Annotated in this window: 23 protein-coding genes and 1 pseudogene; 20 read left to right on the top strand and 4 right to left on the bottom strand. The window is 36.3% G+C overall.

Translation table 11 applies throughout. The features are described 5' to 3' along the window. The coding region (locus tag TJ68_RS05995) for a YugN family protein (RefSeq protein WP_040929255.1) at positions 1-348 on the bottom strand (348 nt) is incomplete at its 3' end. A 115-nt stretch (positions 349-463) separates the two neighbouring features. On the opposite strand from TJ68_RS05995, the gene TJ68_RS05990 reads away from it, so the two are divergent. Further along, a complete protein-coding gene (locus TJ68_RS05990) occupies positions 464-901 on the top strand; it encodes a YlbF/YmcA family competence regulator (RefSeq protein WP_040929254.1) in 438 nt (145 codons plus the stop codon). Between the two features lie 38 nt (positions 902-939). On the opposite strand, the gene TJ68_RS05985 is transcribed toward TJ68_RS05990, so the two are convergent. Beyond that, the gene (locus TJ68_RS05985; protein ID WP_040929253.1) at positions 940-1839 is read right to left on the bottom strand and encodes a glycerophosphodiester phosphodiesterase family protein; all 900 of its coding nucleotides are present in this window, start codon (positions 1837-1839) and stop codon (positions 940-942) included. Between the two features lie 76 nt (positions 1840-1915). Here TJ68_RS05985 and TJ68_RS05980 point away from each other — a divergent pair, with 76 nt between their 5' ends. Further along, positions 1916-2155 (top strand): DUF2129 domain-containing protein, encoded by a 240-nt coding sequence (locus TJ68_RS05980; protein WP_040929252.1) that lies wholly within the window; start codon positions 1916-1918, stop codon positions 2153-2155. On the opposite strand, the gene TJ68_RS05975 is transcribed toward TJ68_RS05980, so the two are convergent. After that, the gene (locus TJ68_RS05975; protein WP_040929251.1) at positions 2156-2524 is read right to left on the bottom strand and encodes a DUF7147 family protein; all 369 of its coding nucleotides are present in this window, start codon (positions 2522-2524) and stop codon (positions 2156-2158) included. A gap of 39 nt (positions 2525-2563) precedes the next feature. Between TJ68_RS05975 and rsmD the strand changes: the two genes are divergently transcribed. Both rsmD and coaD read left to right on the top strand, forming a co-directional pair. Next, entirely contained in the window at positions 2564-3136 is a 573-nt protein-coding gene (gene rsmD, locus TJ68_RS05970) for a 16S rRNA (guanine(966)-N(2))-methyltransferase RsmD (protein ID WP_081643683.1), read from the top strand. Next, positions 3129-3626, top strand: a complete 498-nt coding sequence (gene coaD, locus TJ68_RS05965; RefSeq protein WP_040929249.1) for a pantetheine-phosphate adenylyltransferase — start codon at positions 3129-3131, stop codon at positions 3624-3626. The genes rsmD and coaD overlap by 8 nt, the downstream gene beginning before the upstream one ends. Here the strand turns inward: coaD and TJ68_RS05960 are convergent. Further along, positions 3607-4737, bottom strand: a complete 1131-nt coding sequence (locus TJ68_RS05960) for a nucleotidyltransferase (protein ID WP_040929248.1) — start codon at positions 4735-4737, stop codon at positions 3607-3609. The two genes, coaD and TJ68_RS05960, sit on opposite strands and share 20 nt — an antisense overlap. A gap of 148 nt (positions 4738-4885) precedes the next feature. On the opposite strand from TJ68_RS05960, the gene TJ68_RS05955 reads away from it, so the two are divergent. From TJ68_RS05955 to TJ68_RS05880, 16 genes and pseudogenes are all read left to right on the top strand, one after another. Next, positions 4886-5407 carry a YceD family protein gene (locus tag TJ68_RS05955; protein WP_040929247.1) on the top strand — a complete coding sequence of 174 codons (522 nt, stop codon included), beginning with the start codon at positions 4886-4888 and terminating at the stop codon, positions 5405-5407. A 2-nt stretch (positions 5408-5409) separates the two neighbouring features. Continuing rightward, on the top strand, positions 5410-5583 hold the full coding sequence (rpmF, locus tag TJ68_RS05950; protein WP_040929246.1) for a 50S ribosomal protein L32: 174 nt from the start codon (positions 5410-5412) through the stop codon (positions 5581-5583). Positions 5584-5693: 110 nt separating this feature from the next. Beyond that, complete coding sequence (gene bshC, locus TJ68_RS05945) at positions 5694-7271, top strand: bacillithiol biosynthesis cysteine-adding enzyme BshC (protein WP_052327350.1); 1578 nt, start codon at positions 5694-5696, stop codon at positions 7269-7271. A gap of 122 nt (positions 7272-7393) precedes the next feature. Further along, on the top strand, positions 7394-7825 hold the full coding sequence (gene mraZ, locus TJ68_RS05940; RefSeq protein ID WP_040929245.1) for a division/cell wall cluster transcriptional repressor MraZ: 432 nt from the start codon (positions 7394-7396) through the stop codon (positions 7823-7825). Between the two features lie 12 nt (positions 7826-7837). Then, a complete protein-coding gene (gene rsmH, locus TJ68_RS05935) occupies positions 7838-8764 on the top strand; it encodes a 16S rRNA (cytosine(1402)-N(4))-methyltransferase RsmH (RefSeq protein ID WP_040929244.1) in 927 nt (308 codons plus the stop codon). A 15-nt stretch (positions 8765-8779) separates the two neighbouring features. Continuing rightward, complete coding sequence (gene ftsL, locus TJ68_RS05930) at positions 8780-9154, top strand: cell division protein FtsL (RefSeq protein WP_052327349.1); 375 nt, start codon at positions 8780-8782, stop codon at positions 9152-9154. Then, positions 9144-11321 (top strand): penicillin-binding protein, encoded by a 2178-nt coding sequence (locus TJ68_RS05925; RefSeq protein ID WP_187364858.1) that lies wholly within the window; start codon positions 9144-9146, stop codon positions 11319-11321. Before ftsL ends, TJ68_RS05925 begins: the two co-directional genes overlap by 11 nt. A gap of 9 nt (positions 11322-11330) precedes the next feature. Next, positions 11331-12290 carry a phospho-N-acetylmuramoyl-pentapeptide-transferase gene (mraY, locus tag TJ68_RS05920; protein ID WP_040929243.1) on the top strand — a complete coding sequence of 320 codons (960 nt, stop codon included), beginning with the start codon at positions 11331-11333 and terminating at the stop codon, positions 12288-12290. Positions 12291-12293: 3 nt separating this feature from the next. After that, a complete protein-coding gene (murD, locus tag TJ68_RS05915; RefSeq protein WP_040929242.1) occupies positions 12294-13625 on the top strand; it encodes a UDP-N-acetylmuramoyl-L-alanine--D-glutamate ligase in 1332 nt (443 codons plus the stop codon). A gap of 15 nt (positions 13626-13640) precedes the next feature. Then, the gene (locus TJ68_RS05910) at positions 13641-14774 is read left to right on the top strand and encodes a cell division protein FtsQ/DivIB (RefSeq protein ID WP_040929241.1); all 1134 of its coding nucleotides are present in this window, start codon (positions 13641-13643) and stop codon (positions 14772-14774) included. A gap of 98 nt (positions 14775-14872) precedes the next feature. Then, complete coding sequence (gene ftsA, locus TJ68_RS05905) at positions 14873-16312, top strand: cell division protein FtsA (protein WP_040929240.1); 1440 nt, start codon at positions 14873-14875, stop codon at positions 16310-16312. 25 nt (positions 16313-16337) lie between these two features. Next, positions 16338-17292 (top strand): annotated as a pseudogene (ftsZ, locus tag TJ68_RS05900) (cell division protein FtsZ); the annotation flags it as partial. A gap of 274 nt (positions 17293-17566) precedes the next feature. Next, on the top strand, positions 17567-18331 hold the full coding sequence (locus TJ68_RS05895) for a purine nucleoside phosphorylase YfiH/LACC1 family protein (protein ID WP_052327348.1): 765 nt from the start codon (positions 17567-17569) through the stop codon (positions 18329-18331). Continuing rightward, a complete protein-coding gene (locus TJ68_RS05890) occupies positions 18332-18961 on the top strand; it encodes a YggS family pyridoxal phosphate-dependent enzyme (RefSeq protein ID WP_040929237.1) in 630 nt (209 codons plus the stop codon). It abuts the gene before it with no gap. Positions 18962-19019: 58 nt separating this feature from the next. Continuing rightward, positions 19020-19487 (top strand): cell division protein SepF, encoded by a 468-nt coding sequence (locus tag TJ68_RS05885; RefSeq protein WP_052327347.1) that lies wholly within the window; start codon positions 19020-19022, stop codon positions 19485-19487. A 12-nt stretch (positions 19488-19499) separates the two neighbouring features. Further along, positions 19500-19736 carry a YggT family protein gene (locus tag TJ68_RS05880; protein WP_052327346.1) on the top strand — a complete coding sequence of 79 codons (237 nt, stop codon included), beginning with the start codon at positions 19500-19502 and terminating at the stop codon, positions 19734-19736. Positions 19737-19746: the final 10 nt, after the last annotated feature.

Raw genomic sequence — 19746 nt, 5'->3', positions numbered from 1 at the left:
AACAGCTAAGTCGCTGTGTAATGCTCTAATTTTTTGAATTGCATGTTCAACAATTCTTTCTGGGAAATGTTCATCTTTTCCGTATTCAATACCTGTTGGGAAATACCATTTACCAATGTAAGGATCCATAAGTTGAAGTACAGCGTCGTTCGCACCGACGTCACCACTTACTGCATATGCAGGGAAACGTAGGTAAAACACACCTTCAGGAACTTTGTACTGGAAGTCGAACGTCATACGTTCGTAATCCCAACTTCCACCTAAGACACAGCCATGTTCGTTCATGACGTCTTGTAATAAGTGTTGTTCAATTACTAATTTTTCAAGACCAGAATTTTCAAATACCATCCGAGTAGACCTCCCTATTCCAATATCTTTATTTTAATCGAAAAGAGCGAGAAACACAAATACAATTTTATGTACTACAATAGTATGGTATCATATTCTCAGTAGGAGGATGCGTATGTTTTCTACAAATCGAACAATCGAAATTTTAGATCATCTCGATCACATTAACGATATGGTAAAATCTTCTGAGGAATTTAAAACATATATATATTACAAACATAAATTAGAACAAGATAATGATACACAAATGCTCATCAAACAATTCAATCGATTAAAAGAAGACTTTGAAGAAGTTGAGCGATTTGGAAGATATCATCCAGACTATAAAGAAAAACGTAAAGAGATACGATTATTTAAAAAGAAAGTAGATATGGATGAAAACGTCATAGAATTTAGACGTGCAGAGTATGTACTACAAAGTCTGCTCGACGAGATTTTATATATTATCGGAAAATCTGTCAGTGATCATGCAAACGTCGTTAGTACGAACCCATTTTTTGCAAGTGGAGAGTCAAACTGTATGACGGGTGGCGGATGTAGTTGTGCAAGTTAAAAAACGGATTCGTATTTTACGAATCCGTTTTTTTTATATTAATAATTAATGAGTAAGTTTGCTTTGTCTGGATAATCTGTAACGATTGTATGTGCACCTAAGTTTAGTAAGCGCGTCATTTCATTTGTATCGTTGATGACCCAAAATCCGACTTTGACGTTTAAATCATCTAAGTAACGAATAAATCCAGCGTTATCGAGTTTAACAGACGATAATTTAACCGGGATTTGGAATGTGTCTCGTGACGGTTCGTATAAGTGACCAAGCCCACTATGGTAAAGCGTGTATGCTTTTGTCACTTCCTCAGTGCCAGCACCTAACGCAATTAAATCTCCACTAAAACTCGTGAAGCGGCGAATTTGTTCATCTTCAAAACTTGTCACAATGACGCGGTCAGTTGCTTTCTCATCTAATATAAGTTCGAATAGTAGAGGTGCAATTTTTTGACCTGCTTCTGTATCGATCGAATCTTTCATGTCGATGTTAATAATTTGGTGTGGATATTCTTTAAATAATTCACGTAAAGTAACGATACCGGCATCAGGATGCCCACGATATATGTAGTTGCCTCTTACGTCTTTAAAGTTATATCCAAAATCTAATTTTCGTAATTCGTCGAGCGTATAGTCTGAAACTTTTCCGCTATACTCAGTAACTCTATCTACATATAAGTCGTGAAGTACGACGATCTCATTGTCTTTTGTAAGTCGTACGTCGATTTCAAAACCGTCGACGTTTTGATTTACTGCATTATTAAACGCGAGCCTCGTATGCTCTGGATAATTTCCTTTACCCCCACGATGAGCGAATATGTATGGTGCGGGTCTTTTAAAGACAGGTTTCATTTCGTTTACTCTTCGTTCTGCTTGGATTTTACTATAAATATAAGCACTAGAAAGGCCAGCAGTAAGAAGAAGTAGTTTTGTACGTAATTTCATAATTGTCCTCCTAATGTGTCTAGTATACTAAAAGTTAAATGTGTTATCATGTGTTTAACGAAGAAGGGTGATATATATGCTAAAGGACCGCATTGGAATATATATTTATTTTAAGCATAATAAATTTATTAGACAGTTAAAGCGTCATGGTCATGTCGTTTACGTCAATACAAATAAGCAATATATGCTTATATATATCGATGAGAGCGAACTAGATGACACGTTAAAACGCTTATCTAACTTAAAATATGTGACAGAAGTACTCGTCAGTGAATATAAAAATATTAAACTATCATATCCAAAAGGAACAGTTTAATTATTTTAACGGTGGAATGAGATGGTTGAGTCGTAACACACCGATCATATATTGGAAGAACAATTCCTCTTCATGGAAATCCTTCGGATCACGTGCTGTCATCTCGACGACTTGTATATCGTATAATTCACATAATTCGCGAATCATTTCGTACATTTTACCTTCCGGGCCGTTTCTTAGCCCTCGAAGGATTGTATAAAGTGCTTGGAAGTCTTTTTCGACAGGGTTCATGATTAAACTAAACGATGACGGCGCATCTTCATGGTGAAAGAAGATCGCTTTATTTACACGTTTGTGATTGTATTCGAGTAACGCTTTCAACTCGAAAATCTCGCTGTAGCCATGTCCTAAGACGATAAATTTTTGCATGAAATTTCAACCTCTCATAATTGTTTCTTTAATTATAGTATAAATAGAAAACGAGGTGTATACGTGAGAGTAATTACTGGTAAATATAAAAAAAGACGTATCGAGACGCTCGAACATAAAGACACGCGTCCGACGAGTGAAAAAGTAAGAGAAAGCATGTTTAGCGCAATCGGTGAAAGAGTCAGTGGGGATGTGCTCGATTTATTTGCAGGATCAGGTGCGCTTGGAATCGAGGCGTTATCTCGAGGCGGAGAACGCTGTATTTTTGTTGACGGTGCAAAAGACGCCATTCGTATTATTCATAACAATACGAAAGGGTTAGACGAACCTGTAGAAATTTACCGAAATGATTTTAGACGAGCGTTAAAAGCACTCAGTAAACGAAATAGACAAATGGATTTAATATTTTTAGATCCACCGTACAATAAAAAGTTGATTGATGAAGCACTTCATCTCATTAAAACGTACGATATATTGAAAAAAGACGGAATCATTATCGTTGAAGCGGGTGCGAATGAAACGATAGACTTAAACGGTTTTGTTGAATTAAAGCATAACGAAGTTGGAACGATTCAATATAAAGTGTTAACAACGGAGGAAAATTATGACTAATAAAAAAATTGCAGTATGCTCTGGCTCATTTGACCCGATTACATATGGACATATCGATATTATCGAACGTGCGTCAAGAATCTTTGACGTCGTCTATGTGTGTGTATCACATAACCAAACAAAAAAAGGATTATTTACACCAGACGAACGTGTACACCTCATCGAAAAAACGATTTCTCATATTGACAATACAAAAGTTGATAAGCATGAAGGGTTGTTAATAGATTTTTGTAAAAAAGTCGATGCAGATGCAATCGTCCGTGGATTACGCGCAGTTTCAGATTTTGAATATGAAATGCAGATGGCGTCGATGAATAGAAAGCTCGCTGAAGAGATCGAGACGTTATTTATTATGACGAATAACAAATATTCGTTTATTTCGAGTTCAATCGCAAAAGATGTGGCAAAACACCACGGTAAAATTAGTGATGTCGTGCCACCAGTAGTCGAAGAAGCTCTCGTAGAAAAGTTTAAGACTTTAGAATCATAACAGGTTGATTAAAATCATTCACACGTCCTTGCGTTAACGTGTTATATATATGCGTCGCTTTTATCGTTTCGTAAAAGTCTGGCGCATCTTTTTTTGTTAAATTTGTTATAAAGCGACGATCTTGGATTGTCGATAAGTATTGTTGACCAGTATGATTCATTGCAAGCACTCTTAACTTATTCACCTCATAGTTACAAAAATCTTCTTCTGTAACGTTTAAAAGAACGTATAAGAGTAGACGTTGAAGACGTGTTCTCGTATAGCGTTTCGTTTTAATAGAATCGATAAACGATTCGTAATTATTTGATAGACGAATATTCTTTTTAAGACGATGTTCGAGACCTTCAGTCATCATGTATATGTCTTTTAAATCGTTTAAAGAACTGCGCTCGATAATTACTTTTAACGTATTAAACATGTGCTCATTTGTAATGACCTTATCTTCCATAATCACTTTTGCAAGAGTTTCTGGCATAAATTGAATCGCATGTTCGAGTTCTCCATTTAATAATGACTCGCGTATACTCGTCGCACTTGAAAACTGACTATGAGAGAGTGTTTTATCGTTATAGTTGTTACCTGTACGTTTAATCGTGTGCATAGAGACGTCAAAGTTTAAATCGTCGCGCGCTTTTAAATAACTCATACCGAGCGTGTTGTTTGGAGATTGAAACGCATCTTCATTTGTTAAGGCATACATTGCACGTGGATACGAATATCCTTTTTGTAACAGCGGTACGAGGTCTTCTTTCGTAATACGCTTTGCTTTTAAGTATGCACTATGGAGTTTCTCGATATCATCGAGTTCACTTCCGAAGACGATATCGGTAGTTTGTAGCATCTTTGCAGCAAGAAGCCCCCCATATGCAAAGTCATCCGCATAACTGATCGCATATAGTGTCGGTAGTTCAATGACTAAATCAACGTGTTTAATTGCTTCTTGTGCACGGTTAAATTTATTCGTCACAGCGAGTTCTCCGCGCTGAGTAAAGTTACCAGACATGATCGCAATCGTCACGTCCGGTTGAATTAATTGTTTGGAAGACTCGATGTGGTAAATATGACCGTTATGAAACGGGTTATACTCTGTAATTAAAGACAAAACTTTCATATCGCAACACTCCGTTTATTATTCGATATCATTATATCAAAATAGATAATAAATCTTAATTTTATTCGGTGATATGTTAAGAAAATAACTTGACACTTTCACTGAAAATCGGTAGAATGTTTGTTGTGCTTATAAGAGGTGGGTAAATATGAAGTGGTCATTATCGGAACTCAGAAAGTTTCAAAATACCGCATTTACTTTTGAAGAACACTTATCACTTGAAGATGTTTCGAATCGTCAAGACGTTCTAGATGTAAGTGATATTTTCACAGAAGGCTCAATCAAAAATAGTGGTCATGAATTTTATGTCGACATAACAATTCAGGCACGTGTTAAAATGGTTGATAGTCGTTCTGGAGAGGATGTTTTTTACGATTTAAGCGTAAATTCGTTTGAAACGTATGATGAGACGCTTGAAGCGGATGAAAAGCTAGAGGATCCGTCATTACATCCGGTGCTACATGAGCTCGACTTAGAACCAGTCATTCGTGAGTTAATAAATGTTAGCATTCCTGAAGTGTATTCTGAAAGTAATGAATTACCGGACTCATCAAACACTGATAATTGGAACGTCTACGGCAGTATCGAAGCGTACGAAAAAGATAAGCCTGTAGACCCAAGATTAAAAAAATTAGAAACGCTGTTTAAAACAGACGAAACGGAGGATTAACAATGGCAGTACCTAAAAGAAGAACTTCGAAAACTCGTAAAAATAAACGTCGTACACACATTAAGTTAAGTGCACCAGGAATGGTTGAGTGCCCTGAGTGTGGAGAAATGAAATTAAGACACCGCGTTTGCCCGAACTGTGGGTCATATAACGGTGCAGAAGTTGTAAACAACTAACATGGACATAGAAATGTCCATGTTTTTTTATTTATAAACTATTTATTTGTGTCATACGGATAAATTCCATATAATTTTATTTAACTATGACGATTGTAAGGAGACACATTATGAGGTATCTGTTTAATGATGAATTTAATGATGACATTCACTGTATAAGCGAAGAGGATTATAAGTTCTTTCATCATAATAAGTTTGATGATGAATCGCTTCATCGATTAATTAAAAGAGCACCACATGAACATACAGAAAGACTCGCGTCTATAATCGAAAAAGATATGCTCGAAATTGTTGGTGATCTTACAGAAAGTCAAAGAAATAATATTGAAAAATTAAAAAATGGCCATAAAGTCGTCATCGGCGGACAACAAGCAGGTCTGTTTGGCAGTCCAGCATATATTTTGCATAAAGTGATTTCGATTTTAGTCGTCGTAAAAGATATTAAGGAAAAAGTGAATTACGACGCAGTACCTGTATTTTGGGTCGCGTCTGAAGATCACGATTACGATGAAATTAACCATACTCACGTTTACGATAGTTTGCATAAACGTATAAAAAAAGTGTCATATAAACCAAATCTCGATATACAAATGAGTATCGGCTTTTATGAATACGATAAAAAAGAAATGTTAGACGTTCTCGATGAAGTATTTAATTATACAGAGGACTCAAAGCAAAATATCGAAATTAAAAATACAATCGAACGAGAAATTAATGCGCACACATACTGGTCAGAGCTCTTTACAGCACTAACAAATAAAGTGTTCAGTGAGCATGGCTTACTCATATTTAATGCGCACAGCAAAGACGTTAGACAGTTAGAAAAAGATATTTTTCAACGTATGATCGAAAAGTCAGATGAAATTGACGTAGCGTTTAGATCTGGTCAACAGTCATTTAATCAACACTTCGATATCAATCCGACGATTCAAACGGACACGAATGTTCATTTATTTATTCATTCTGAATCGAACCGAGAGCTGCTTCACCGTGATGGTGATATGTTTAAAACTGAAGACAAAACATTTACGAAAGAAGAGTTGTTAAACTATTTAAATGAATCACCAGAAACATTTAGTAACAACGTCGTCACACGTCCGTTAATGCAAGAAATGCTATTTAATACCGTTGTTTTTTTAGGTGGAGGCGCAGAGGTAAAATATTGGGGAGAACTTCACGAAGTATTTAAAGTGATGGAAAGAGAAATGCCAATCGTCTTAAAACGTATGTCTTTCCTCCACGTTCCACCACAGTTAGAAAAACGATTAAACGAATACGATTTATCGTTAACACCGAATTTAGTTGAACATATTGAAAAAGAAAAAGATAAACTAATAGATAAATCGACGAATGAACAGTTGTTACAACGTATTCAAACTCTAAAAGACGTGATCGAACAACAATATAAGTCTCTTGGAGACGTAACTGAAACTAAACATGAAAAGACACTCATCGATATTAACGAATCTCGTATGTTAAAAGAAGTCGATTATTTAGAACGAAAGTATAAATACGATGTTAAACGACAAGTGAGAAATAAACTCAATCAATTAGATGAACTTCTAATGTTATTACTTCCGAAAAATGCACTGCAAGAACGAACGTTCCACCCAGCAGTATTTTCGAATGCGTTCATCGATTTTAAACCATTAACTTATACGGATCAGCTAATCATTATTATGGATTAACCCATAAAAACGGCTCAAAATGTTGAGCCGTTTATTTTTTTGCAATTTTTTAAGAAGAAAGTGGTGGAAAGTGGTAGAATATGGTAAATTATTAATATAGTAGGTGGGAGGAGGTAGTTCGGGTGTTTATTGGTGAGTATCAACATAATTTAGACGCTAAAGGACGCATGATCGTCCCGAGTAAATTTCGAGATGAATTACAAGCGCAATTTGTCATTACTCGCGGATTAGATAAATGCTTATTTTGTTATACAGTCGAAGATTTTAAAGCGATTGAACAAAAGACAAAACAACTACCACTCACAAAACGTGATGCAAGACGTTTTACACGACTATTCTTTTCTGGCGCAGCGATTGTTGACGTCGATAAGCAAGGACGTGTAAACATCCCACAACATTTAAGAGACTACGCAGATTTAAGTAAATCGTGTACAGTCATCGGTGTTTCGGATCGTGTGGAGATTTGGGATACAGACAGCTGGAACGATTTCTACAGTGATTCAGCAGATAACTTTGAAATGATTGCAGAAGACTTAATTGATTTTGATTTATAAGAGGGTGAAAAAATGTTTAAACATGACACAGTATTATTAAAAGAGACAATTGACGGTTTAAACATTAAACCAGACGGCATCTATGTAGACGCTACACTAGGTGGTGGCGGACATACATCTTATTTACTTGATCAATTAACGACAGGTCGAGTGATTTCATTTGACCAAGATATTTTTGCAATTAATCACGCTAAAGAAAAATTTAATGACGACCGATTAACGCTCGTTCATCGGAATTTTAAATATTTAAAAGAAGAATTAAATAAACTCGGCATCGGAAAAATCGATGGAATTTTATATGACTTAGGCGTATCGAGTCCACAACTAGATTTAGTCGAACGTGGTTTTTCACATTCGAAAACAGCGCGACTCGACATGAGAATGGATCAAACACAAAGTCTAGATGCTTATGAAATTGTAAATACATATAGCTATGACGATCTCGTACGCATTTTCTTTAGATACGGCGAAGAAAAATTCTCAAAACAAATCGCACGTGAAATCGAAAAACGACGTGCGGAAAAACCAATTGAAACGACGACAGAGTTAAGCGACTTAATTAAGTCGAAAATTCCTGAGAAGTTTAAACGCATGAAAGGTCATCCAGCACGCCGAGTCTTTCAAGCATTACGAATCGCGGTAAATAACGAACTTGAAGTATTTGAAAATAGCTTACAAGATGCGATCGAATTGTTAGATAAAGGTGGTAGAGTCTCGGTCATTACGTTCCACTCACTCGAAGATAGAATCTGTAAACAAATTTATTTAGAGTATGAACGCGGACCCGAACTACCTAAAAACATGCCGATTATCCCTGAAGGATACGAGCCAATTTTAAAAAGAGTCAATAAAAAGCCGATACTAGCGAGTGACGAAGAACTTGATAATAATAGTCGTGCACGTAGCGCTAGACTTAGAATCGCAGAAAAGTTAAAGTGATAAGGAAGTGAAACCATGGAAGCAGCACGCGTAAGACACACTGTTCAAAAAGAACAAAAACAACAAAATCATGTACATAACGTAGCGCCAAAGAAAAAACGCTACCTTGTAAGTCTGAAGTTAAATGAGCTTCTGTTATATGTCGCTTTAATGATTGTTTTATCGGCAGCAGTAGTATTTGTACTCAACACAAAATTAGAAGCGCATGAATATGAGAGAGAAATATCTCAAATCAACTACGAAATTAACGCTACAGAAAAAGAGATAGACGAACTAACAACAGAAGTTACACATTTATCTTCATACGAACGCATTTATCAAAAAGCAAATGAACTTGGGCTAAAGCCAAACAATGATAATGTAAAGGTTGTTAGGAAGTATGAAAAGTAATTTTAAGTCTAATATCTTTAAGTCGCTAAAGCAGCGACGTAAAAATCAATTTACTTTTTCAATACCGATTATTACACTCCTGATTTATATTAGTTTAGGAGTGTTTTTTGCTTTACTCGTTTTTAATATCATTACGATTATGTTGTTTAAAAATGTGGATGACGTCAATTTAAAAGATCAAGCGCGCAGTAAATATGAACGTCACACCGTTAACCGTGCTGAACGTGGTAAAATTACTGACCGCGATGGGAATGTTTTAGCAAGAGATACGGAAGCTTATAATATCGCGGTCATCGTCGGACAAGATTTTGATAATCATATCGAAGATAAAAACGAAGTAGCAAAAGTCTTATCTGAAATTATGAATATGGAAGAAAAAGAAATTTTAAAGGTAATCGATGATGGTATTAAAAATAATAGATATCAAGTTGAATTCGGTAGTAAAGGAAGAAATATCGATTATAAAGCAAAAAGATTAGTAGAAGAGAAAGAATTAAAAGGAATTGTTTTTACTCCTGTTGTCAAACGCTCGTATCCTAACGGAGTGTTTGCTTCACATTTAATTGGAATGGCTGAGTTAAATGAAGACGGAGATATGAATGGTGCTGTAGGTATTGAAAAAGAATACAATAAAGAATTAACTGGAAAAGACGGCTTTAAAGATTATAACGTCGATAGTTGGAACTATATCGTTCCTGGAACGATGGAAAGTGAAGAAGCGGTCGATGGGTTAGACGTTGAATTAACGATTGATTCTAACATCCAACTTTACTTAGAAGACTCATTAGATGATATGCAAGAACACTTCGAACCTGAAGAGTTATTTGCTTTTGTTGCAGATGCAAAAACAGGCGAAATTTTAGGTGCAGGTCAACGTCCTTCATTTAACCCAGATACTCGAGAAGGTTTCGGAACGAGCTGGTTAAATATGCTTTACGAATATCAATTCGAGCCAGGAAGTACGTTTAAAGTATTTACGTTAGCGGCAGCAATTGAAGAAGGTAAGTATGATCCAAATCAGTACTACACGACTGGGAATAGACAAGTGATGGATGCGACGATTTACGACTGGGAAAAGTCAGGTTGGGGTACAATTACTTATAACGAAGGGTTACAATATTCTTCGAACACTCTAATGATGGATTTACTCGATTCAGTCGGACCTAAAAAGATGCTCGAATATTATCAGTCATTTGGATTTGGGACAGCTACAAAATCTGAATTTAACACAGAAGCAAGTGGCCAAATCGTGTGGGACAATGAACTCCAACAAAAGACGAGTTCGTTTGGACAAACGATTAGTGTAACTCCAATTCAAATGATCCAAGGATTTACTGCGTTACTAAACGACGGGATGATGAAAAAACCATACGTCGTTCAGTCAGTTGTCGATCCAGAAACGAACGAAGAAATATATCGAGGTCAAGAACGTAATCTCGGACAAGTCATTAGTAAAGAAACAGCCGAGAAAACGATGGAAGAAATGAGCACACTCGTCGCAGGTTCGTTAGATATAAACAGTATGTACGCACTCGATGATTATCAAGTCACAGGTAAAACTGGTACAGCACAAATATATGACGAAAAAACGGGCGGATATTTAACAGGAGAGTATGAATTTATAACGTCATTTATCGGATATGCACCAGTTGAAGATCCACGAATTATCGTCTATTACGGTATTAAACGCGCATCAAAAAATAAAAGTGAGACGTGGGACTTCGGTGTGTCGAGAGGATTTAATCCGTTAATGGAACGCTCACTGAAATATTTAGACGTTAAAGACGTTCAAAACAGTCAAGAAATTAAAACGATTAAAATGGAAGACATTACAGGTCAAAACATTGAAGACGTCGACGTATTACAAAATGATTTATTAAAACAAGTGTATGTCGGTGAAGGAACGAAAGTTGAAGACTATTATCCAAAACATGATGAAATGTTACCGTCTGAAGTACTCGTCATCGTCACAGACGGTGAACGTACGATGCCGGACTTACGTGGATTTTCTAAGCGTGACGCATTACTCATCATGGACTATCTCGGACTCAAATCGAACTTTAAAGGTGAGGGTTACGTCACAGCGCAAACGATTAAACCAGGTGAGCCACTTGGAGATAAACAAAAAGTCAACTTTACGTTACAAATGAAAGACCCAAACAATTAGGAGGTAACGATGAGTATAATATTATTAATCATTTCATTTATATTGTCTGCAACGTTAATGAAAATGATGATACCAAAATTAAAACAATTAAAATTTGGACAAGCAATTCGTGAGGAAGGTCCGGAAAGTCATTTAGCGAAAACAGGGACACCGACAATGGGTGGTATTTCATTTATTTCTGTAACGGTCGTGTTATCGATAATATGTATGTTCTTCGTTGAAGACGTTTCGAAATTACTCATCCTTGTAATCGTAACGCTAGGGTTTGGGTTAATTGGTTTTATTGACGATTACATCATCGTTGTAAAAAAAGATAATAGAGGATTAACATCTAAGCAAAAAGCGCTGGCACAAGTAGTCGTGTCAATTATCGTCTTTTTCATTATGATGAAATTCGTACCTTCTATTGAGCTTGGTGTCTCGATACCAATGACAGATATTACAATTCCACTCGGTGTGTTTTTCATCGTGTGGATCGTATTCTGGCTCGTCGGTTTTAGTAACGCTGTAAACTTAACGGATGGTTTAGACGGGTTATCAACGAGTACGACGATTATTGCGAACGGCGCATTTTTAGCAATTGCGTGGTTACATTCAGAAAAAGAAATTATTTTATTTTTATCGATACTAATTGGAGCACAACTCGGATTTTTACTATTTAACAAATATCCAGCGAAAGTATTTATGGGAGACACTGGATCTTTAGCACTCGGTGGGATTGTCGGTATCGTATCGATTATGTTAAACAACAGTTTATTACTGCTTTTAGTCGGTATCATATTCGTCATCGAAACAGCATCCGTCATTATACAAGTCGTATCATTTAAAACGACAGGTAAACGTGTATTTAAAATGACGCCGATTCACCACCACTTTGAATTGTCTGGATGGAATGAACGTAAAATTGTATTCGTATTTTCATTCGTTGGTTTAATTTTTGGTCTAATTGGTATTTTAATCGGAGGCTAAATTATGAAAGAAATCGAATCATTTAAACATAAAAAGGTGCTCGTTTTAGGTTACGGTCGTAGTGGTCGTAGTGCGATAGAAGCACTGTTTAAACTCGGTGCAGACATCACACTTACTACGAGTGAAGTACTCGTTGAAGAGAGTGTTATAAATCATTTAAAACAAATGAATGTGAAAGTCGTCGATGGTCATCATCCAGAGCATCTATTAAACGACACAGAGTTAATCGTTAAAAATCCAGGTATTCCGTATACGATTCCTTTTTTACAGGAAGCTTTAAAACGCAATATTAAAATTATTACTGAAGTAGAACTTGCGTATTTAATCACAGATAATGAGATTATTGGTATTACCGGAACGAACGGAAAAACGACGGTAACAGAACTCGTTGGTAGACTACTCACTGACGGAAACCGTACTCCAATTTTATGCGGGAACATCGGATATCCAGCAAGCCAAGCGGCGCTTGAAGAACAGTCAGACGAACTCGTAATGGAATTGTCTAGCTTTCAATTAATGGGTATCGATACGTTTAGACCGAATATCGCAGTATTTACTAACATATATGAAGCGCATCTCGATTATCATAAAGATTTAAATGAGTATCAATCAGCGAAACTATCTCTGATGAAAAATATGACAGACACAGACATTGTTATTTTTAATCAATCTCAAAGACATTTTGTCGAACGTAAAGATGTGAAGAGTAACGTTTACTTCTTCAGTATCGATGAGGAAGCAGATGCATATGTAAAAGATAATTGGATATATGTTTTCGGTACAAAAATTATAAATATCGAAGAGATTCTGTTAAAAGGTCCACATAACTTAGAGAATATCCTTGCGAGTTTACTCGTTGCACATTTAAAAAATGTACCGATCGAGCATATGAAATACGTTTTAACGACGTTTAAAGGTATCGAGCACCGTATGGAATTCGTCGATGAAAAACTCGGCATGAGATTTTATAACGATTCTAAAGCGACGAACGCGCTCGCGACGACATTTGCATTAGATAGCTTTAATACGCCGACGATTTGGATTGCTGGTGGATTAGACCGTGGACAAGATTTTAAAGAACTTCTTCCACATTTAAAGCATGTAAAACTCGGTATCGTATTTGGTGAAACGAAAGAAAAGCTAAAGCAATTTTTAAATGAAAACAATATCGAAGTGATTGAAACAGATAATCCATTCACAGCTGTCGACGTTGTCAAAGCACATGGCAATCGGGGAGACAAAGTACTATTTTCACCAGCGTGTGCGAGTTGGGATCAGTATCCTGATTTTGAGACGCGTGGCCGACATTTTAAAGAAGCAGTTCATCAATTATAAAAAGGAGGGGACACGATGAGTGAAGATTTTAACGTAGATGATTTAAAAAAGAAGTTAAAAAAGAATCATACGACTAAAAAAGATAAGAAGCATACACACACTGACGATGTCCCCTCATTTAAAACGGAACTTGAAGTCATAGAAGCACTCGTTCAGGAAGGTGTTATAACACTACAACAAGACGAAGTGACAAAGAGTGACGAAGACACGTTAGATCCGTCTTTAATTGAAGACTATCGCGATGAAGAAAAAGATGCACCTTCATTCGAATATGAGTCTCTTGAAGATGAAAAACAGACTCTAAAAGAGCGATTTAAATCCGTTAAAAAACCACAGTTATCACTACCAAATTTAAATTATAAAAAACTTATATTACTTATTGGAATTGCGCTCGTTTTAATTACGATAGCTACATATTTAATATCCAGTCTATCTGATATTAAAGAAGTTGAAATTGTCGGGAATGAAAACATCACCGACAAAGAAATACTAGATAGAAGCGGTATAGACACAGGACAAAAAATGTACTTGCTTCAGTCAAATAAATCTGAAGATAAAGTAAAAGTTTTACCGATTATACAGTCAATTGACATCGAACGTGAATGGCCAAATAAAGTTATTATAAATGTTAAAGAACATAACGTCGTTGGCTTTATTGAAAGTAACCGAAACTATTATCCAGTACTCGAAAACAAACGCGTATTAAGAGGATTTCATATGGAACCTGTAGATGCACCGATTATCCATTTCTTTGAAGGCAAAGAATTCGACGCACTTGTCGATAGTTTAAACGATGTCAATCCAGAGATGTTACGAATGATTTCTGAGATATATTATCGACCGTATGATGAATCATATACGAGAATTCAAGTACTTATGAATAACGGTCAGGAAATTATCGCAGACTATACGACATTTGGTGAGAAAATCAACTACTTTAATGGAATGCGCGAATCTATTGGAGATAATGAGGGGATTATCGATTTAGAAGTGAGTAATGCGTTTATTCCGTATAACACTGAAGAAGCTAGGCGTGTGAAGCGCGACATGTCAAGTATTCCAAGACATGTACCTTATATCGAAGATATAAACGAAAGCCTAGATGTGATAAAGAAATCACTTGAAAAAATCGAAACATCAACAGATTAGTGAAAAGTTTCATTTATTTAACTGATTTAGTTCACAATTCGCTTTATATAAGGTAAACTATAGGATAGATTATTCTGAAAAGATTGGGAGGCATTCAGGTGAAGGAACAATATTATGTTGCCCTAGATGTAGGGTCCTCGAGTGTTAAAATCGTGATCGGAGAGAAATTTCACGATGGTGTAAATATTATTGGTACTGGCCAAACCTTCACTGATGGCGTATCAAAGGGTATGATTCGAGATTTTGATCTCGCTAAAAGTGGAATTATAGATACAGTGAAAAAAGCAGAACTAATAGCAAATATAGATATTGACGAAGTATTTTTAAAAGTTCCAATAACGAATTCTGATGTCATATTTACAACAGAAACGTTAAGATTCTCTGGTAAAGATACAGAAATCGATGGAGAACTCATCGAAGAATTACTTGAAAATATTCGCTTTAAAGAAATTTCAACAGATCAAGAAATTGTCACAGTATTCCCTGTATCATTTGTCGTTGATGATTTACATGAAGTCGAAGATCCTAAAGGGATTATCGCTAGAGAAAGTCTCACTGTGAAAGCTGGTATCATCGCTGTAGATCGTACGTTATTCTTAAACATGGGTAACTGTGCGGCAGAAGCAGGATTAGATATCGTAGACGTTACTTCAGACGCATACAACTACTCACATATTTTAACAGAGGCTGAAATTGAACTTGGCGCAGTCGTTATGGATATCGGAGCTGACTTAACACAGTACGCTTACTATAAAGATGGAGCGTTAAAATATGCAGGCGTTATCCCTGCAGGTGGTAACACGATTACTGAAGTCATTGCGAGAGAGTTTAATACAGACTTCCATTATGCAAACCGTGCAAAAGAGCAATATGGTCATGCATTTTATGAAAGAGCACCAGAAGGTGAGCGCGTCGTCTTCCCACAAAATAACGGTGATAAAGACGTCGAAGTGAGTGCGAAAGATTTATCTGACGTCATCGAAGTGACTCTTGAAGATATGTTTATGGAAATCTTTAGAGAACTCGGTGAAGCGAATATCGACGATATTAGCGGTGGATTCGTCATTACAGGTGGTACAGCAAACATGAGAGGAATTAGAGATTTACTACTCGATATTGTTTCTGAAAAAGTACGTGTTCATATCCCAACACAAATGGGTGCGAGAAAACCTGAATTCACGAGTGCAATCGCTACAGTTGAAAGCGGTATTCGTTTTGATGAACTCCTCGATTATGTTACAATTGATAATCATGAAGAAGATTATGACAGAGATGACAACGAACCAATTGTAGAAGAAGAAAAACAGTCGATTTTCCCTTCTCTATTTAGAGAAAGAAAAGAGAAAAATCAAAATGTAGAAGTCGAAGAAGACGTTGAATATGAGTCAGACGACGACCGATACGAAGAAGACGAACACGACGATTACGAACGTGAAATCGTTGAAACGTCAGATGTTAAAAATGACCCGCCGAAAGAAAAAGAGAAATCTGATTTTGGTGGATTTATGAAAAAAGTATTTAAGAATTTATTTGAGTAATTAAAATTTGGGAGGATATGGTGAGATGTTAGAATTTGAAACTGGTTTTAACCATCAAGCATCTATTAAAGTAATCGGTGTCGGTGGCGGAGGAAACAACGCAGTAAACCGAATGATCGATGAAGGTATGCAAAATGTTGAATTTATTGCAGTTAACACAGACGGACAAGCTTTAAACTTATCAAAAGCAGAATCTAAAATCCAAATTGGAGAAAAATTAACACGTGGATTAGGTGCTGGAGCGAACCCTGAAATTGGTAAAAAAGCTTCAGAAGAATCACGTGAACAAATCGAAGACGCAATTCAAGGTGCGGACATGGTATTCGTCACTGCAGGTATGGGTGGCGGAACTGGTACTGGAGCAGCACCAGTCGTTGCGAAAATCGCAAAAGAAATGGGAGCTTTAACAGTTGGTGTTGTAACACGCCCATTCTCTTTTGAAGGTAGAAAACGTCAAACACAAGCAGCTGCAGGTGTAGAACAAATGAAAGCTGCTGTAGATACATTAATCGTTATCCCAAATGACAGATTACTCGATATCGTTGACAAATCAACACCGATGATGGAAGCATTTAAAGAAGCGGATAACGTATTACGTCAAGGGGTTCAAGGTATTTCAGACCTCATCAGCGTAAGCGGTGAAGTAAACTTAGACTTTGCGGACGTTAAGACGATTATGACAGACAAAGGTTCTGCATTAATGGGTATCGGTGTCGCAAGTGGTGAAAACCGTGCGGTTGAAGCGGCTAAAAAAGCAATCTCAAGTCCATTACTTGAAACTTCAATCGTCGGTGCACAAGGTGTGTTAATGAACATCACTGGTGGCGAAAACTTATCACTGTTCGAAGCTCAAGAAGCTGCGGACATCGTTCAAGACGCTGCAGACGAAGATGTAAACATGATCTTCGGTACAGTAATCAACCCTGAGCTTGAAGATGAGTTAGTAATTACAGTTATCGCAACAGGCTTTAACGAAAAGTCAGTATCAAGAGGTCCTGAACGTCCAGTTCAACAAGAACGTAGACAGGCACCTTCATTCGAAGAAAAAGAAAGAGAAGATTCATTCATCAACTTAGATGAGCGTTCAAATTCTGAACAATCATATGATAGTTCTGATAGAAAATCTTCTTTAGATAACGAACCAGACGTACCATCGTTTATTAGAGGACGTCGTAGTCGTAGAAGATAAGACATTCACTTACGGAGATATTGACATCAATATCTCCGTTTTTGTCTATTAGGAGATAGATACGCGTGTTTAAAAATTATAATCATTATGTAGGTTACAATTCAGACGATTTAGTGTTTGGATATACGAAACGGACAAATGGTCTAAGTGACTATCCAAAAAATGCATTTAATATGGCGCTATATATCGGAGATGATCCGGATAATGTACACAATCATCAACAACTTTTAAGTGAAGAAATCGGATTTGAACGCTCAGATTTTGTGATTCCAATTCAAACGCATGAAAACAAAGTGTATGAAGTAAAAAAAGCGGATGCCGGGACAAATGTAGATGCGTTAACAGATAACATATATGGTATTGACGCTCTATATACATATGAAAGAAATATCGTACTCGGTATGAATTACGCAGACTGTCCACCGATTTATGTGTACAGCGTAGCGAATAGCTTTTTAGGCTTAGCGCATGCAGGATGGAAGGGAACGCGTGGGAACGTATTAAAAAACCTTTTAGATCAATACGACGGAGATATCGATGATCTACGCGTCGTCATTGGGGTTGCGATTAACGGTGATTATTATGAAGTTGATGATGCGGTCGTCAACGATTCGTTTTTAGTGGCTAAAGAAGCAGTGACTCCATTAGGTAACGATAAATTTTTACTCGATTTAAAAACTGCAAATAAACACCAAGCACTCGATTACGGTATAAAAGAATCGAACATTCACGTCACACCAATCGGTACGGAAAGTGAAGAATTCTTTTCATATCGATTAGATGATCAACCGACGGGACGTGCTTTAGGGTTTATTGGAAGGAGATTATAATTGAATAAAGATAATTATTTAAAAGTAAAAGAAGAAGTCAATAATCAAGCGACGATTATCGCTGTGACTAAATATCATACTGTTGAAGATGCGCTAGAAGCATACGACGCTGGCGTGAGAGACTTTGGAGAAAATAGAATTGAAGGATTTAACGAAAAAAGAGTCGCACTTCCAGAGGATGCGAATGTGCACTTTATCGGAACACTTCAATCGAGAAAAGTTAAAGATGTCATAGAAAATCTATATTATTTACACTCATTAGAGCGAGAATCTATCGCGAAACGTATTGAACAATATAGCTCGCATGATGTAAAATGTTTTATACAGGTAAATGTGTCAGGAGAAGAGACGAAACATGGTTTAAAACCTGAAGACGTCAAAGATTTTGTAACGAAAGTATCAAAATATGATCACGTTAAAGTGATTGGACTCATGACGATGGCACCTGAAACAGACAACGTGGAAGAAATTAGAAATGTGTTTAAACAGTTAAGAGAACTTAGAGATGATTTACAAAAGGAATTTAAAGATCTTACTGAGTTAAGTATGGGAATGAGTAACGACTATAAAATTGCACTTGAAGAAGGTGCGACATTTATTAGACTCGGTAGTAAAATTATGGGAAAATAGGTGATTCAAATGGCTCTACAATTTTTTAAAAGATTTATTCGTAATCGAATCTGAAGATATGGATGAAATTGAAACAGAACCAAAGCAAGAAGCTGAACTTAAAGAACAGCCAAAAGTAGAAAAGAAAAGTAAAGTCACAGCAGTCGATTTTTCTGAAAAAACAAAGAGAAGCCGTAAACCGAAAATTGAGGCAAGAGAGCACCGTGAAGTGAGTGAGCCAGTAGTAAAACAAGGGGGAAACGTTGACATGAGTAAAATTAATACAAAAGTATGTCTGTTTGAACCATATGTATTTGGTGAAACTCAAGATATCGCGGATCAATTAAAAAATAATCAAACAGCACTTGTGAACTTATCAAAACTCGATAAAGTATCCAAAAAGAGAATTATCGACTTTTTAAGTGGAACAGTGTATGCTTTAGAAGGCGATATTCAAAAAGTTGGAGCTGACATTTTCTTATGTACACCAAACTCTGTTGGTGTCGAAGGTGTTATTTCGGAGAAAAATGACTCTGACTTAATGTAAGGAGTTTTTACTGTGGACCAATCAACAGCGATAAATATACTGACAACAGTAGTTAAAATATATTCGATATTATGGCCAATTTTTACTTGGGGATTCATCATTTACATACTATCTAGTTGGATTCCAGGTTTAAGAGAGTCATCATTTGGTGAGTTACTCGGTAAAATATATGAACCGTTACTTTCACCGCTGAGAAATATAATTCCACCAATCGGTAGGTATGATCGATATTTCTACCGATCTTTTTAATTATTATATT

Source organism: Nosocomiicoccus massiliensis (genome assembly GCF_000438455.1).
GTDB lineage: Bacteria > Bacillota > Bacilli > Staphylococcales > Salinicoccaceae > Nosocomiicoccus > Nosocomiicoccus massiliensis.
This window is presented reverse-complemented; position numbering and strand designations above follow the sequence as displayed.